This window comes from Sphingobacterium sp. UBA7631, assembly GCF_002483935.1.
GTDB classification, from domain to species: Bacteria; Bacteroidota; Bacteroidia; order Sphingobacteriales; family Sphingobacteriaceae; genus Sphingobacterium; species Sphingobacterium multivorum.
Genome location: NZ_DLIX01000010.1, coordinates 168,566 through 185,606, shown reverse-complemented (window position 1 = coordinate 185,606; position 17,041 = coordinate 168,566). Strand labels below are relative to the sequence as shown.

Below are 17,041 nucleotides of genomic sequence, written 5' to 3'. Positions count from 1 at the left end.
TTATTTAGACTTTGTAGTTTTTTTAGCTGGAGCCTTCTTAGCGGTAGTCTTTTTTGCTACAGTTTTCTTTTCTGTTGTTTTTGTTTTAGTTGCTTTTCCTTTTGGCGCATCCGCCTCAGCCCATTTTAACACATCTTCATAGGTAATTTTTTCAATTTCCGTTCCCTTAGGAATCTTCAGATTCTGCTTGCCAAAACGAATAAATGGCCCCCAGCGTCCCTGTTCAATCTGAGCATCCGGATTTTCATCAAAAACCCGAATCACTTTTTCGATATCTTTCTGACGTTTGTCTTTGATAATCTGTATCGCCTCTTCTTCTGTCACATCCAATGGGTCAACACCTTTTGGTAGTGAGTAAAACGCCGAATTGTGACGGATATAAGGTCCAAATCGCCCAACAGCAACCGTCATTTCCTTATCTTCAAATAAACCAACTTTTTTCGGTAATTTGAACAATTCCATGGCATCCTCAAAAGTAATGGTTTCGATCATCTGTCCCTTTCTCAAGGAAGCAAAACGAGGTTTCTCTTCATCGTCAGGAGAACCAATCTGTACCAATGGGCCGAACTTACCAATGCGAACCGAAACAGGCTTACCGGAAACCGGATCGACACCGAGCTCACGCTCATTATTCGCACGATCTGCATTGACTAAAGTATCTTCTACCTCAGAATGAAAAGGCCCATAGAAATCATGCAGCATTTTTGTCCATTCGGTCAGTCCATGCGCAATATCATCAAATTCTTTTTCTACGTTGGCCGTAAAATGAAAATCCACAATACCGTTGAAGTGTTCAACCAAAAAGTCATTCACGACAACACCGATATCTGTTGGAAACATTTTTCCTTTTTCGGCACCAGTGATTTCGGTTTTTGTTACCGCTGTTAATTCGGCATCCTTTAATGTCAGTACACGGTAATCGCGCGATTTACCTTCACGCTCTTCCTTTATGACATACCCGCGGTTTTGAATCGTTGAAATCGTAGGGGCGTAGGTTGAAGGACGGCCAATTCCCAATTCCTCTAATTTTTTCACCAAAGCAGCTTCCGTATAACGTGCTGGAGGTCGTGTAAAACGCTCCGTCGCCGACATGTTTTTCAACGTTAATGGCATACCAACAGCTAATGGTGGAAGAATAGCATTGTCACTATCTTCGTCCATCGCGTTGTCTTGATCGTCATCCAAGGATTCCATGTAAACTTTCAAGAATCCATCAAATTTCATCACCTCTCCTGAAGCATTCAAATCTTCAGTACGAGTTGATATGTCGATTTTTGCCAATGTACGTTCAAACTCCGCTTCACTCATTTGAGAAGCAATTGCTCTTTTCCAAATAAGCTCGTATAATCTTTTTTCGGATGCATCGCCATCGATGGTGTGCTCAGAGAAATAAGTAGGACGAATAGCTTCGTGCGCCTCTTGTGCACCCGATGTCTTTGTTTTATATTTTCTGACTTTATGGTACTGGTTACCATAAGCCGATTTGATTTCCTTTTCAGCAGCCTCAATCGCCGTATCACTCAAATTAACAGAATCGGTACGCATATAGGTAATTCGTCCTGATTCATACAGCCTTTGAGCCACCTGCATGGTGCGGGCAACCGAAAATCCAAGTTTCCGGCTAGCTTCCTGCTGTAATGTTGATGTTGTAAATGGCGCTGCTGGTGAACGCTTCGCAGGTTTTGTTTCGAGATTTTTTACAGAAAAAAGCGCTGCTTTACAATCCTCCAAAAATTTGGTCGCCTCTGCCTCTGTCGCAAAACGCTGCGGAAGCTCGGCTTTAAAACTATCCTTAACTTTTCCCGTATGAAAAAAAGCAACGATCTTAAAAGCCGCTTCGGGTTCAAATTTATTGATTTCACGCTCACGATCTACAATCAGACGAACCGCAACTGACTGCACGCGTCCGGCAGATAAAGAAGGTTTCACCTTTTTCCATAGAACCGGAGACAATTCAAATCCGACTAATCGATCTAACACCCTTCGCGCTTGTTGTGCATTTACGAGGTTATAATCTATTTTACGCGGGTTGTCAATAGCCTTCAAAATAGCTGGCTTTGTAATCTCATGAAACACAATTCTTTTTGTGCTTTCATCTTTTAATCCCAAAGTCTCAAATAAATGCCATGAAATAGCCTCTCCTTCGCGGTCCTCATCGGACGCTAACCAAACGGTTTCTGCAGCTTTAGCCAATTTCTTCAGTTCACTTACAACCGCCTTTTTGTCGGATGGAACTTCATACTTTTGTTCAAAATTCTTTTCGGTATCAATTGCATCATCGGTTTTCACCAAGTCGCGAATATGTCCATAACTTGACTTGACCAAAAAATCCTTTCCTAAATACCCTTCTATCGTTTTCGCTTTCGCCGGAGACTCAACTATCAATAAATTTTTCGCCATCTAATTTGAGATTTGTGCAAATAAAGGGAATTCTGAAAGGAATGACAATAATTTCTTACAAAAAAGACAAAAAAAATAGATTTCATGTCGACAATTAAGAAATTTATCCTACAATCAAGAAGCAGGTAACGAGCTCATGGTTGGCATAGAAACGCTGTCAGATCAAGGTAATTTGCCCATCGAACTACTTTGTGCCCCTCAATTTCAAACCAAAACAAATTCATTTAACTTTATTCGGTTTCGAATTCACCTTCATAAAGTTGCAAAATCAAGTATTCGAAACAGTTAAAATACGTAAAAGCAAAATATATATGTATATTCGCTTATTCAAAAGGGCAATATATAACAACTCCGCTATTTTGTTTAAATATTTTAATAATGAAAAGAAGTCTTCTCAGAATTGCCTTTTGGGGCACGTTATTACCATTTGCATCTTGTTCAGTTATGAAAGATTCAGCAAAATCAACTTCAGACAATTTCCCTAAACTTAGCTTGGAAGCGCATCGTGGTGGCCGCGGCCTATACCCTGAAGAATCTATCGCTGCCATGAAAAATGCAATAGATTTTGCAAAGGTGACCACACTGGAAATGGATTGTCATATTACCAAAGACCGTAAGGTTGTTGTCTTTCACGACGATTACCTTAACCCGAAGTTTGTATTGAAACCCAATGGCACCGAAATTTCTGACAAGGACAAACCGTTGAGAATTTACGATATGCTTTATAAAGATCTGGTTAAGTACGATATCGGATCGAAATTTTACAAAGAGTTTCCTGAACAAAAAAAACAGGTTACACGTATAGCAAAACTAGCAGACCTTATTGATAGTACTGAAGCCTACGCAAATCTAAAAAGGAAAGCGCCGATGTTTTACAATATCGAAGTGAAAAGTAAGGAAGATAAAGATGGTATTTTCCATCCAAGGGTTGAAGAATTTGTGGATCTTATGGTACAGGTAATCACCGATAAAAAAATTGCTGCGCGAACCGTTATTCAATCGTTTGATAGCAGAGCCATTAACTATCTGCACAAAGCATATCCTCAAATCAAAGTTTCTTATCTTATTGATGCAAACCATACAAAAAGTATTGAGCAAACAATTGCAGCTTTGGGTTTTACGCCTTTTATTATAAGTCCGCATCATAAAATAGTAACAAGCGATTATGTCAAGCAGTGTCACAAAGCTGGTATCAAGGTCATTCCTTGGACAGTCAATACGAAAGAAGAAATCGAGCAACTAAAAGCCGTGAAAGTTGATGGCATTATTAGCGATTACCCCAATTTGTTTTAACAAATACTTCGCATGGTTCGCTTAGAATAAAAATATCAGTTTCAGTGTGTCTCAATGCCAGAGAAACCATGTACAGCCAAAGCAAAGTAGTCCCTTGATCGTCCTAAACTACTTTGCTTTGGCTTTGTTTTTTAATGCTTTGTCAATATATTCCCGCCCCTTCTGGACCAAAAATTCAGAGCGGTGATAATCCCAAAGGTTACAGATATTATAGGGAATGTCCACCACCACATCGGGCCGGTATAAATCAACAATCATACGGCTCATTTTCCTGCGCATCACATAGTATGACGCTTGGAGTATATCCAACGAATTCGAAGTCCTTGTATCCAGTTTTTTGATAACAGAATATTGTTTATCCGGTTTAGATTCCAGATTAACCGCTATGATTAGGTTCTCTTTCCTGGTGACATGATTTATAGGCAATGGATTGAGTACCCCGCCATCAACATAGACATGATTGTCGTCTTCTACAGCTGTAAACACCGCGGGAATGGCAATCGACGCCCGAATGGCATCATACATACTTCCAAAGTCCAGCACAACCTCCTTTTCGTAGTTTAGATCTGTCGCAACGGCTTTAAACAAAATAGGGAAAGTCTCAATATTAGCATCCGGAATCACAGATTTCAAGGCGTTAAACACCTTGATCCCCTTCATCATCCCCAGTCCCTTCCAGCTAAAATCCATCATATTAAAGACCGATTTCTTCGTCAGGCGCTGCATCCATTCTTCCAGAACATCCATCTTCCCCTGTGCATAGATACCACCGACAAGCGCTCCTATTGAACAACCTACCACCTCATCGATTTCGTAGCCCAGCTCTTCAAGACGTCGAATAATACCAATATGCACCAGGCCTCTTGCACCACCCCCGCCCAGAACAAGGGTAACTTTACGATTTAAAAAAGCTTTCTCCACCATAGTTATACAAATACTTGAAACACTTGTTTACATCCATGCAACAATGTAAACAGATAATCATCGTTATTATATGTATTTTTGATTACAATATACGCAGTAAAAAAAGAAATATGAAAATAGAAATTTGGTCGGACATCATTTGTCCTTTTTGTTATATTGGTCTGACAAAGCTTGAACTAGCTCTTCAGGAGTCCACAAGTAAGCCATCCGCTAAAATCATCTGGAAATCGTATCAGCTTAACCCTGATTATCCCGAAGATGCTCCAGCAATGCCAACCTACGATTACCTCGTTCAAACGAAAGGCATGAGTATGGACGATGTCGTTGCGATGACCTCACAGCTCAGTGCACAAGGAAAAGAGCTGGGTATTGATCTGAACTTTGAAAAAGCAATCGTTGTAAATACAAAAAAAGCACATCGTCTGATCCATTTTGCCCAAACGCAACAAAAAGGCACTCAGATCAAGAAAGCCTTATTTAAAGCTCATTTTACGGATGGTCTTGATGTAAATAACAACGAGGTGCTCAGCACGATTGCTGCGCAAGAGCATCTTTCCGCTCAGGAGGTAAAAAACTTATTGGAATCTGATGAATATGCTTATGATGTTGCACAGGATATTCAAGAAGGTGTCAGCTTAGGACTCCGAGGTGTCCCTTTCTTTGTATTTGACAGAAAATATGCTATCCCCGGAGCACAGCCCATGGAAGTCTTTCACAACACCATAAATGAATGCTTGGCCAGTCAGCCAACACCGCTTGAACGCAGAGGCGAAGAAGGCCCTTCATGTGATCCTGAAACAGGAAAATGTGAATAAAGAAAGGAAAAATTATTGTTTAATTTTACTATTTTCGCAAGCTTATAACGACAAACAAATTTGGTATAAATGCAGTTAACCAAACTAGAAATTAAAGGATTTAAAAGTTTCGGAGACAAGATCACGATCAACTTCAATGATGGTGTCACAGCGATTGTTGGCCCCAATGGATGTGGGAAGTCCAATGTGGTCGACGCCATACGCTGGGTGCTGGGAGAGCAGAGCACAAAGATGCTTCGCTCCGATAAGATGGAAAATATTATCTTCAATGGAACGAAAAATAGAAAACCGGCAAACCTTGCAGAGGTCTCGCTGACCTTCAATAACAACAATAATATTTTGCCAACGGAATTCTCGACAGTAACCGTCACGCGGAAGCTGTTTCGCAACGGCGATAGTGAATATCGATTGAATGATGTCAAATGTCGTTTAAAAGATATCACAGATCTGTTCCTGGATACCGGAGTTGGTGCGGACAGCTATTCGATCATCGAATTGAAAATGATTGATGAAATTATCAATAATAAAGATAATTCACGTCGCAACCTCTTCGAAGAAGCATCTGGAATCTCTAAGTATAAAGTTCGTAAAAAACAGACTTTGGCAAAGCTGAGAGATACTGAGGCCGATCTTAGCCGTGTAGATGACTTGCTTTACGAAATCACAAAGAACCTCAAATCATTAGAAAATCAAGCTAAAAAAGCTGAAAAATATACCTCACTTAAAGCAGAATACCGCCAAAGCAGTATAGATTTGGCTTATTATAAAATAGCAGATTTCTCGACTGAATTGGAAAGACTTCAAACACAAGAATCCAAGGTTCAGAAAGATGCTGCCAATGCACATCAAAATATCCTGAATGCGGAAACTGAACTCCAATCACTCCGCCAGACAAATTTGGAACAGGAAAAAAACCTTTCGGTACAGCAAAAAACAACGCAGGAATTTGTCAATAAAATCCGAGGTTATGAATCGGAAAAGAAGATCAAAAACGAAAAGGTCAAAAATCTTCAAGATAAAGAGAACCGGTTGAACCTCGATATCAACAGCGATAAACAACAGCTTAATCATGTACTCTACACCATCAAACGACTGAATGAAGAATTGTTTGATGAACAAAATAAACTCGATTCGTTAAAAACGAATCTTGAATCGGATAAATCCGAAGTCGACGAACTGAGGGGACAGCAACAATCGGCAAAGGGAAAGCTTGATCTTTTTAATAAGAGTAATGCTGAATTACAGGCAAAAATCTACAAATTAGAAAAAGATCTTGCCGTATTTACCATTCAGAAAGAAGCCCTCCTCCAAGAATCTGTTCGCAATAGTGTAGATACAGAAGCAAAAGAAGCCGAATTGCAGCAGTTTAATTCTGCTGTTACTGAACTGGAAGGCCGTGTGGAAGCACAGCAGTTACAGTATGACTCAGCAAACCAGCTGGAAGAAGAGCTCCAAAGACAGATCAGTCAGTGCCAGGCAAACCTAGAAGAACTTAAGGCCCAGCTTGCCAAAGACCTCCGTCTGGTAGATGCCAAACAAAACGAATACAACCTCACGAAATCTCTTGTTGATAATTTAGAAGGTTTCCCCGATTCCATTCGGTTCCTCAAGAAAAATGCAGGATGGAAAAAGCAACCTCCGCTCCTATCAGATGTCCTTTTCTGTCAGGAAGATTATCGCGTGGCTATTGAGAACTATCTAGAGCCTATAATGAATCACTATGTTGTCGAAACACAACAAGATGCTGTTCAAGCAATTCAGCTATTGAGCGATGCCGCAAAAGGAAGAGCTAATTTCTTTGTTTTAGATGCCATAACACACTCGCCAAACGCTGCCCCTGCACCAAATGACAATTTGATGTCTGCGTTGGATGTGATTACAGTAGACGAAAAGTACAAGGCTTTATGTACGATGCTGCTCCAGCAGGTCTTTATTCTTAAACATGACAATGAAAAAGAACTGGATGAAAAGCTACCTGCTCTGGGACAGGTGATTCTGCAAAAAAATGGACGTTATTCGAAACATCATTTGGGTCTTTCTGGTGGTTCCGTGGGATTATTTGAGGGCAAACGTATCGGAAGAGCGAAAAACCTCGAAGTGCTATCCCAAGAAATCAAAACCTTAAATCAGGAAATAGCAAAACTTGAAGATAAAATAACCGCCGAAACAGCTCGCTTGGATGTACTACGCGGCAATTCGCAGAAAGAGTTAATCGATGAGCTTCGTTTTCAGCTCAATAGACTGAATAATGAATTAATTACTGTCAAAACAAAGCAAGAGCAATATCAAGCCTTCATCAATAACTCCCAGGCCCGTAAAAAAGATATTCAGGAGAAAATTGAAAGTATAGAATCAGATTTAAGGATTGCCGACCCACAGCTTCAGGAGCTGCGCCAGGAAAAAGAACAAAGTATCGCCGAATTATCGACTTTACAGGACCAGTTCCATGAAATAGCTGAAATACTTAACGAAAAATCGACCGCATACAATCAAGAGAATATCGCTTATCATCAACAGTTAAACAAAGTTTCCAATATCACGAAAGATCTCGAATTTAGAGAGACGCAGAAGGATGACCACGAACTCCGTCTGGAGCGAAACAGTGCAGAATTAGTTGAAGTGCAAGAAGCGTTAAGAACAACCATTCCATTTGAAGATGAAGAAGATCAGGATCTTATTGCCATGTATGAGCAGAAGATTGCTTTAGAAGATGGTCTTAAAGAATTGGAAGACAACTACTATGCAGATAAGCAGAAAATCAATAATCTCGAAGACGCCCTGACACAGCAGCGTCGTTCAAAAGAGCAGAGTGACTTTCTTATTTCAGAGATCAAAGATAAAAAAACAGGTCTGCAGATCGACCTCAATGCCTTAAAAGAACGCCTTTCCGTTGAATTCAACATTGAATTGAAAGATCTAATTGACCGTGAAGATGCGCCTGAGATCACAGAAGATCAAGCGACATTGGCAACCAAATGTAGCAAACTCAAGAAACAGCTTGATGAATTTGGAACGATCAATCTGATGGCAAAAGAGGCTTTCGACGAGATGAACGAACGCTATGATTTCATTAACAAAGAGAAAGCTGATTTAATTGAAGCAAAAGGATCCTTGATGGCAACAATAAAAGAAATTGACGATACCGCTCAGGTTCAGTTTATGTTTACATTTGATGCCGTGAGGAATAACTTCGTTAAAGTATTCCGTTCGCTATTTAACGAAGAAGACAGCTGTGACCTGGTACTCACAGACCCGAGCAATCCGTTGGATTCAGATATCGACATTATTGCAAGACCCAAAGGGAAAAGGCCGCTGTCTATCAATCAGCTTTCGGGTGGTGAAAAGACCTTGACTTCAACAGCTCTCTTATTCTCACTCTATCTTTCTAAACCGGCACCATTTTGTATCTTCGATGAGGTGGACGCTCCTTTAGATGATACGAATATTGATAAGTTCAACAATATTATCCGGGATTTTTCGAAAAATTCACAATTTATCGTAGTCTCACACAATAAGAAAACGATTGCAAGTACAGACATCATCTATGGAGTAACCATGGTGGAACAAGGTGTATCCCGTGTAGTAGCAGTAGATCTAAGAGAAGTTGCCTAGAGCGCAGCAAAATACACAATAAATAAGGCGGACCGGATGTACATCTGGTCCGTCTTATTTTATATATATATATCGATTTAAGTTCCGCCCGACTTTAATGAGACTCTTTACTGCAACAAACAGTGAATTGCTCTGAGCTTATTTCATGTCGCAGATCAATATAAGGATAGCGAGCAGACAGCTGATTCCCCCAATAAATAAACCGACTGATAACCAAACGGGCCCGCTACTAATCCCGCCAATGCCCCTGCCATTCGTAGAGGCAAATTCACCAATGCAACACAAGCTCCAAGTGCTGTACCACGCATCTGTAATGCAACTTTTTTATGACTGCCCCCCCCCACACAACTATATTTCGAGTACAAATATGCTACGGATCAAAAAGCTAAACATTGACTCAAGTCAAAAAAAGCCTTTAAGTCGAAAATGGGACCTGAAAAATAAAAAGCCCAGAGTGGGGAACTCTGAGCTTTCGTTAGCCATATATTAACCTATTTTATGAAAAGTATTTGTAATGAAAACGTCGCATTTTTGAATTCATTATAAGAATAGATGCCATTTAACATTTTTTAACATTTAGAATAAACGGAGGATCAGCTCAATTAAGCGGGAACAGAATCGTATTTTTTCGTACTCTTGAAGCGATCCCCCATTCGACAAAAAAGCTCGAAGTGGGGAACTCCGAGCTAACCTAACCAATTATTAACCTAAATTTATGAAAAGTCTTATTTATGCAAACAGCCTTTTTTGCTGTTTAGAATTCTAAACGTAAGTGAAGAGCTTATTATTACACATCCCATTCGGAATTATATGAAATTTGACGTTTTTTAACAATTCAATAAGTAACTTTAGGAAAGCGAACGTATAAATCAATAGCATATGGCAGAATACGATTTAAATGAACTTCAGAAGATCTACGAAAACAAAGATGTTTTAAACTATCTGGAACAGCATGGCATTCTGGAGATAAAAAAATTCAATGATGTTTACGATTATGAAAAGGAGCTTTACGAACTCCAAGTCAAGCTCTTAAAACTTCAATATGAAATCATTGAAAAAGGAAAACGGGTACTGATTATTTTTGAAGGCAGGGACGCTGCGGGTAAAGGCGGTACAATTGGCCGTGTAACCCAATACCTGAATCCCAAAAAGGTGCGCGTTGTTGCATTGCCTAAACCAACCGAGGAGGAAGCTGGACAATGGTATTTTCAACGATATATCAAACAGCTCCCCAATGCTGGGGAAATTGTGATTTTCGACCGCAGCTGGTATAACAGAGCTGTTGTTGAACCAGTATTTGGATTTTGCACCAAGGAACAGCACGAGCTGTTTATGAACCAAGTTCCTGAATTTGAGAAGCAGTTAATCGACGATGGCATCATCCTTATCAAATTATTCCTGAATATCAGCAAAGAAGAGCAGGCCGAAAGATTAAAAGAGCGAAAAGAAGATATCCTAAAACAATGGAAAATCGGTGTGCTGGACGAAAAGGCGCAGGAGAAATGGGATGTTTATACGGGTTATATTGAAGATTTATTTAAAAAGACAAGCACCAAAAAATCGCCTTGGTTAGAAATTACCAAAGATAACAAGAAAAAGGCCCGCTTAGCGTCCTTCAAACTGATTATCAATGCGCTTGTTGGAAGTGAGCAGGAAAAAATAGATTCTTTCGTTACAAAACACGACTAAATGACTGTCAGTCTGGTAAGGTATCATTATAAAAAAACAGGAGGAANNTTCCTCCTGTTTTTTTATAATATTAAAACGAATTAAGATACAAGTATCGTAGTTTCTATTTTAGGTCCTGCGGCCAGCACGGAGTCCGGCATTTCATTATTGAATTTTTCAAAATTCGAAATGAACAGCTTCGCCAAGCGTTTTGCTTGCATGTCATAAGCCTCATCATTGTTCCATAAACCGCGTGCATCTAAAATTTGTGCAGGAACATGCTCTCCACAGCTCGTTGGATATTCCAATCCAAAAATATCATGCTTATTAAACTGAGATTCCAGTAGTGAACCGTCCATGGCCGCGCGAATTAGCGATCGTGTATAATTCAGCTTAATACGTCTACCTATTCCGTAAGGACCAGCAATCCAGCCTGTATTCACTAGCCAAACTTTGATGTTACAATTTTGCTCTAGTTTCGAACGCAGCAAGGCCGCATATTTTGAAGGATGGAGCGGTAAAAATGCCTGTCCAAAACAGGTTGAAAATGCTGCTGTAGGCTCCTTTATCCCGACCTCTGTACCGGCAACCTTTGCTGTATAACCACTGACAAAATGATATACCGCCTGATCGGTGGTCAACAATGAAATGGGAGGAAGTACTCCAAAAGCATCTGCTGTAAGGAAAAAAATATTTTCTGGTTCATTGCCAATTCCATTTATTTCGGCATTTTCCATAAAATCGATGGGATAGGATACCCTCGTATTCTCTGTCTTGCTAATATCGTTATAGTCAGGTCGATCAAATTCATCCAACACAACATTTTCAAGGAGAGCCCCAAAACGAATTGCGTGAAAGATCTCAGGTTCTTTGTCTTCTGACAACCCTACACATTTGGCGTAGCAGCCGCCTTCGAAATTGAATATTCCCCTTTCGCTCCATCCATGCTCATCATCACCAATCAACTTTCTGTTTCTATCAGCCGACAGGGTCGTTTTCCCTGTACCTGAAAGTCCGAAAAATAACGCTGTCTCCCCTTCCTTCGAAGTGTTCGCCGAGCAGTGCATAGAAAGCACATTATGCTGGAATGGCAAAATAAAGTTCAATATTGAAAAAATGCTCTTTTTAATCTCCCCCGTGTAACCGGTCCCTGCAATCAGTACCATCTTTTTTGTAAAGTCAATCGCGACAAAATTTTCGTTGATAATGCCATATTGATGCGGCTCATCGATAAGCAGCGTCGGAGCGGCTAAAATCGACCAGGCTGGCTGGGCATCTGGATTTGGCTCCGGCCGTAGAAACAGGTTATTGGCAAATATACTTTGATAAGCTGTTTCCGTAACAACACGTAAATCTATTTGATAAGCTGGATCAGCCCCTGCAGCACAATCTCTTACATAGATGATTTGATCACTTAAGTGAGCCGCTACTTTCGAGAGTAGTGCTTCGAAATTAGCCTGAGACATTCGTTGATTGATCTCTCCCCACCAAACGCTATCTTTAGTTAAAGAATCTTCGACCAGAAACCGATCTTTTGGCGATCTTCCAGTAAATTTCCCTGTATCAGCAGCTAGCGCTCCCGTATCAGAAAGTCGACCTTCGTGATTTGCTAAGGCATGTTCGACCAATTCTGAAACAGGCAATTGATAAAATACATTTTTTGTACTATCAATTTTTAAATATTTCAAATCAGGCGCGTTTCCAATGTTACCCTTTTTCATATTTTTTGTTTGTTTTAAAATGTGCCCAAATTTAAAGGCATTTTTCGCTAAAAACAAAACTTAATTACCTAAAAATCAAGCTTATTGTACAAAAAACACAAAAACAAAACACTCATTAACAGCAACTTATAGAGGTAAAAAAAATTAAACTTTTTAGCATATTTTTTTAGCACATCAATTTATCACCATCAAAAAATATTACATATTTTTCGTAAATTGTTCCAAGCTTTACAAATATTAATAAGGTAAAAACAGATCATTAAAAGACATATCATCTGCGAATGAAATTACATGCCATAGAAACGGGATTTTTCAAACTTGATGGCGGTGCAATGTTTGGCGTTGTCCCCAAGAGTATCTGGAACAAAACAAACCCGGCCGACTCAAACAATATGTGTACCTGGGGAAACCGCCTGCTCCTCATCGAGGACAGTAATCGTTTAATGCTGGTCGATACAGGATTGGGAGACAAACAAAATGAAAAATTCTTCAGCTATTATTATCTTCACGGCGATGCAACGCTAGATAAATCATTAAAAAATAGTGGGTTTGACAGAAGTGATATCACCGATGTCATCCTTACACACCTGCATTTCGACCATTGTGGTGGCGCTATCGCCCGCGAAGGTGAACAACTCGTTCCGGCTTTTAAAAATGCTCATTTTTGGAGCAATAGCGACCATTGGTCTTGGGCTACCGATCCTAATCCACGCGAAAAAGCTTCTTTCTTAAAAGAGAACATTTTACCAATACAAGAGAGTGGGCAATTAAAATTTGTCGAAGATCACCAAAATCCTTTCGGAAGCAATATTGCTATCCGTTATGCACACGGTCATACAGAAGCGATGATGCTGCCTCAGATACTGTATAAAGGCAAAACGATCCTCTATATGGCGGATCTATTGCCATCGGTGGGACATATCCCCATTCCTTATGTTATGAGCTATGATGTTAGACCTCTCGTGACCATGGAGGAACGCAACAGCTATTGGAATGAGATCGTCGATAATGAATACATCTTATTTTTCGAACACGATCCGATACATGAATGCTGTACACTTCAGCGTACTGAAAAAGGTATTCGGGTAAAGGATATTTTCAAACTGAGCGACATTTAGCTGAGACGTTTATAGAAGATGAAATAGGATATAAAAAGAATATACAAAAAAAGCTACTTTAAAAGTAGCTTTTTTTGTAACGAATATATTTTAAAATCTAAAGCCCAAAGCCCAGTAATTTTCAAAAAACCATATTTGTTGAGAGGCTTTATCTACCCCTCTTCTTCCAGTTGTACGAATGTTCGTTAAATCAGTCCAGCCCGTTTTGAAATTCCCCTGAAGGTAGAGTCCTTTATAAAAACGGTAGTGCAAACCAACTTTTGCCGAAGCGCCATACCCCGCAATGTTCCAAAAATGGTTGGCTCCTTCACCAAAAAGATGTACGTCAGAACGAGGAATCAATAAGCCTACATCCACACCCGATTCCATCGTCAATACCTGTTGACCCTTGCGGTTATTGATGATGTCGTCATAACGCTCTAGCCCTACTGAGGCAAAGTTATAGCCATCGGTGTGTTCAAATGTCAGCATGGCGGAGTCTACAGTAATCAATTCACCGTTATATTGACCAGCGCGATTTCCTGTCGGAATACCAGGGTTAGAAATCTCTTCACCGATAAAACCCGAAATTTTCACCTGTTGCGGAATATCGACCACATATTTCATATGGTCCCATCCCAATGAAATGGAATAATTATCCTTGATATAATAACCAAAGTGCAGATTAAATTGCGGAATAGTCAGTCTGCTAGGATCAAAATACGTTGAACCAAATTTAGTTGGCCTGTCACCCGCTTTTACATCATGCAGAATAAAATCATAATTAGGACCCGTAAAATGAATATCTGATTTCGCGTAAGAAGAGAAGTTGTACCCCCAAAAGAAGAAGAATTTGCCCTTGTTACTCTCTGTTCTCAAATTTTTCGGTTTGAAAATGCTTTTTCCTATCTCAGGATTTTCTTGGGCAAATAAGGCAGAAACACTTAGTGCAAGTGCTCCAATCGTTAAAAATATTTTTCTCATATCGGTGCTAAAAACGTTGGGCAAAAGTACCGGCATTCTATTTTATAAGCAAATAAAAACAGTGGAAATTGGTAAAATATGACGAAGATCACAGAAATGTCATTCGATTTAAAAAAACAAACCTTCTTGACTTCTCAAGCACCGAGAGCAGTTAAAGCAAACTAGCAAGTTCTTTCTGTCGAGTAACATCAGACACTTTCAAAAAAAAGCTGCTTTCCGGGAAAGCAGCTTTTCATTTTATTTCTAAAGAATTATTATCCTTGATTTTTGCGGATGATATTCAAAGCTCCACCGGCTTTAAACCACTCGATTTGTTGCGCATTGTAGGTATGATTCGCCAAAATCTCTTCCGAAGTACCATCAGCATGATGTAACACAAGCGTTAATGGTTTACCTGGAGCAAATTCTGTCAGACCGATAATATCAATGGTATCATTCTCCTGAATCTTGTTATAATCGTCTTTGTTTGCAAACGTTAATCCCAACATCCCTTGTTTTTTCAGGTTTGTTTCGTGAATACGGGCAAAAGACTTAACTAAAACAGCACGAACACCTAAATGACGAGGTTCCATCGCAGCATGCTCGCGGGAAGAACCTTCACCGTAGTTTTCATCGCCGACTACAATTGAACCAATACCGTGTGCTTTATAGTCCCGCTGTGTTGCAGGAACAGGACCATATTCGCCTGTAAGTTGATTTTTAACGCTATCAGTCTTCTCATTAAAGAAATTCAAGGCGCCAATCAACATGTTATTTGAGATATTATCCAAGTGACCACGGTATTTCAACCAAGGACCAGCCATAGAAATATGGTCAGTAGTACATTTACCTTTCGCCTTAATCAATAGTTTCAACCCTCTCAAATCTGTACCTTCCCATGGAGCAAAAGGCTCCAACAATTGAAGACGATCAGAAGTAGGCGCTACATCAACCACCACCGAACTACCATCAGCAGCTGGCGCTTGGTACCCTGGGTCATCTACCGCAAATCCCTTTGTTGGCAACTCATCCCCCACAGGTGGATCCAGCTTCACTTGTTCACCCTTGTTGTTTGTCAAAGTGTCAGTTACCGGATTGAAACCCAAATCACCAGAAATCGCAATCGCTGCTACCAATTCTGGCGATGCAACAAAGGCATAGGTATTTGGATTACCATCTGCACGTTTTGCAAAGTTACGATTGAAAGAATGAACGATTGTATTTTTCTCTTGTTTATCGGCCCCTACACGATCCCACATACCGATACATGGACCACATGCATTTGTAAAAATTGTCGCATTGAGATCTTCAAAAGTTTTCAGCAAACCATCGCGATCAGCCGTAAAACGCACTTGCTCTGACCCTGGATTAATACCGAATTCAGCTTTTGTGATAAGCCCTTTATCAACAGCCTGTCTTGCAATAGAAGCCGCACGTGACAAGTCTTCATAGGAAGAGTTTGTACATGAACCGATCAATCCCCATTCAACTTGCAGAGGCCAGCCATTTTTCGTTGCTTCTTCACGCATGCGTGAAACCGGAGTATACAAATCTGGTGTAAAAGGACCGTTTAGAGAAGGCTCTAATTCAGACAGATTGATTTCAATTAACTGATCAAAATATTGTTCTGGGTCAGCATAGACCTCAGCATCCGCAGTCAAATGCTGTTTTATAGCATTGGCCGCATCAGCTACTTCGGCACGACCCGTAGCGCGCAGATAACGTTCCATCGATTCGTCATAACCGAAAGTTGAGGTTGTTGCACCAATTTCAGCACCCATGTTACAGATGGTTCCCTTACCTGTACACGATAGCGACTCCGCACCTTCGCCAAAATACTCGACAATGGCACCAGTTCCACCCTTTACAGTCAAAATACCCGCGACTTTGAGGATCACATCTTTTGCTGCCGCCCATCCACTCAACTTACCCGTTAATTTTACACCGATCAGTTTCGGGAATTTAAGTTCCCAAGGTAAACCTGCCATCACATCACACGCATCAGCACCACCCACACCGATCGCAACCATACCTAAACCACCGGCATTCACCGTATGCGAGTCTGTACCGATCATCATACCGCCTGGAAACGCATAGTTTTCCAAAACGACTTGGTGAATAATACCAGCTCCGGGTTTCCAAAAACCGATACCATATTTATTGGATACAGAACTCAAAAAGTTGAATACTTCAGAACTTTCGCTTTTAGCACGAGCCAAATCTTTATCCGCACCCTCTTTCGCCTGAATCAGGTGATCACAGTGTACAGTAGAAGGAACCGCTACCTTTGGACGCCCAGCTTGCATAAATTGCAATAATGCCATCTGTGCAGTTGCATCCTGCATAGCAACGCGATCTGGGGCAAAGTCAACGTAAGAAACGCCACGTTTGTAATCCTCAGTAGCATTGCCATCCCAAAGGTGGGCATACAAAATTTTCTCAGATAAAGTCAAAGGTTTGTTAACCACCTGACGAGCAGCAGAAATGCGCTCATCATATTGGCTATAGACCTTTTTAATCATATCTATATCAAAAGCCATATCTCTCT

General features: G+C 40.3%; 10 protein-coding genes. 5 read left to right on the top strand and 5 right to left on the bottom strand.

All coding sequences use genetic code 11. From position 1 onward, the window contains the following. Complete coding sequence (topA, locus tag B3P16_RS17135) at positions 1-2,400, bottom strand: type I DNA topoisomerase (RefSeq protein WP_286752059.1); 2,400 nt, start codon at positions 2,398-2,400, stop codon at positions 1-3. Between the two features lie 378 nt (positions 2,401-2,778). On the opposite strand from topA, the gene B3P16_RS17130 reads away from it, so the two are divergent. After that, positions 2,779-3,693 (top strand): glycerophosphodiester phosphodiesterase family protein, encoded by a 915-nt coding sequence (locus tag B3P16_RS17130; protein WP_070561099.1) that lies wholly within the window; start codon positions 2,779-2,781, stop codon positions 3,691-3,693. Between the two features lie 108 nt (positions 3,694-3,801). Here B3P16_RS17130 and B3P16_RS17125 read toward each other — a convergent pair whose 3' ends face one another. After that, positions 3,802-4,617: a patatin-like phospholipase family protein gene (locus B3P16_RS17125; RefSeq protein WP_286843668.1), complete on the bottom strand. Its 816-nt coding sequence runs from the start codon at positions 4,615-4,617 to the stop codon at positions 3,802-3,804. 110 nt (positions 4,618-4,727) lie between these two features. Between B3P16_RS17125 and B3P16_RS17120 the strand changes: the two genes are divergently transcribed. The 3 genes from B3P16_RS17120 to ppk2 all read left to right on the top strand — a co-directional run bounded on the left by B3P16_RS17120 (position 4,728) and on the right by ppk2 (position 10,733). After that, entirely contained in the window at positions 4,728-5,432 is a 705-nt protein-coding gene (locus tag B3P16_RS17120) for a DsbA family oxidoreductase (RefSeq protein WP_286843667.1), read from the top strand. Between the two features lie 69 nt (positions 5,433-5,501). Then, on the top strand, positions 5,502-9,044 hold the full coding sequence (smc, locus tag B3P16_RS17115; protein WP_286843666.1) for a chromosome segregation protein SMC: 3,543 nt from the start codon (positions 5,502-5,504) through the stop codon (positions 9,042-9,044). A gap of 879 nt (positions 9,045-9,923) precedes the next feature. Continuing rightward, positions 9,924-10,733 carry a polyphosphate kinase 2 gene (ppk2, locus tag B3P16_RS17110; protein WP_286843665.1) on the top strand — a complete coding sequence of 270 codons (810 nt, stop codon included), beginning with the start codon at positions 9,924-9,926 and terminating at the stop codon, positions 10,731-10,733. Positions 10,734-10,813: 80 nt separating this feature from the next. On the opposite strand, the gene pckA is transcribed toward ppk2, so the two are convergent. Next, complete coding sequence (gene pckA / locus B3P16_RS17105; RefSeq protein ID WP_286843663.1) at positions 10,814-12,433, bottom strand: phosphoenolpyruvate carboxykinase (ATP); 1,620 nt, start codon at positions 12,431-12,433, stop codon at positions 10,814-10,816. Between the two features lie 281 nt (positions 12,434-12,714). On the opposite strand from pckA, the gene B3P16_RS17100 reads away from it, so the two are divergent. Further along, complete coding sequence (locus tag B3P16_RS17100; RefSeq protein ID WP_046672870.1) at positions 12,715-13,551, top strand: MBL fold metallo-hydrolase; 837 nt, start codon at positions 12,715-12,717, stop codon at positions 13,549-13,551. A 90-nt stretch (positions 13,552-13,641) separates the two neighbouring features. On the opposite strand, the gene B3P16_RS17095 is transcribed toward B3P16_RS17100, so the two are convergent. Together B3P16_RS17095 and B3P16_RS17090 are read right to left on the bottom strand one after the other, a co-directional pair. Beyond that, a complete protein-coding gene (locus B3P16_RS17095) occupies positions 13,642-14,514 on the bottom strand; it encodes a hypothetical protein (protein WP_046672928.1) in 873 nt (290 codons plus the stop codon). A 254-nt stretch (positions 14,515-14,768) separates the two neighbouring features. After that, complete coding sequence (locus tag B3P16_RS17090) at positions 14,769-17,033, bottom strand: aconitate hydratase (RefSeq protein ID WP_286843661.1); 2,265 nt, start codon at positions 17,031-17,033, stop codon at positions 14,769-14,771. Positions 17,034-17,041 lie beyond the last annotated feature (8 nt).

Bases quoted from the DNA above. Each gene is read 5' to 3' on its own strand.
- B3P16_RS17090 (WP_286843661.1), bottom strand. From the start codon at position 17,033: ATGGCTTTTGATATAGATATGATTAAAAAGGTCTATAGCCAATATGAT.
- ppk2 (WP_286843665.1), top strand. From the start codon at position 9,924: ATGGCAGAATACGATTTAAATGAACTTCAGAAGATCTACGAAAACAAA.
- smc (WP_286843666.1), top strand. From the start codon at position 5,502: ATGCAGTTAACCAAACTAGAAATTAAAGGATTTAAAAGTTTCGGAGAC.
- B3P16_RS17125 (WP_286843668.1), bottom strand. From the start codon at position 4,617: ATGGTGGAGAAAGCTTTTTTAAATCGTAAAGTTACCCTTGTTCTGGGC.
- B3P16_RS17100 (WP_046672870.1), top strand. From the start codon at position 12,715: ATGAAATTACATGCCATAGAAACGGGATTTTTCAAACTTGATGGCGGT.
- B3P16_RS17120 (WP_286843667.1), top strand. From the start codon at position 4,728: ATGAAAATAGAAATTTGGTCGGACATCATTTGTCCTTTTTGTTATATT.
- B3P16_RS17095 (WP_046672928.1), bottom strand. From the start codon at position 14,514: ATGAGAAAAATATTTTTAACGATTGGAGCACTTGCACTAAGTGTTTCT.
- B3P16_RS17130 (WP_070561099.1), top strand. From the start codon at position 2,779: ATGAAAAGAAGTCTTCTCAGAATTGCCTTTTGGGGCACGTTATTACCA.
- pckA (WP_286843663.1), bottom strand. From the start codon at position 12,433: ATGAAAAAGGGTAACATTGGAAACGCGCCTGATTTGAAATATTTAAAA.
- topA (WP_286752059.1), bottom strand. From the start codon at position 2,400: ATGGCGAAAAATTTATTGATAGTTGAGTCTCCGGCGAAAGCGAAAACG.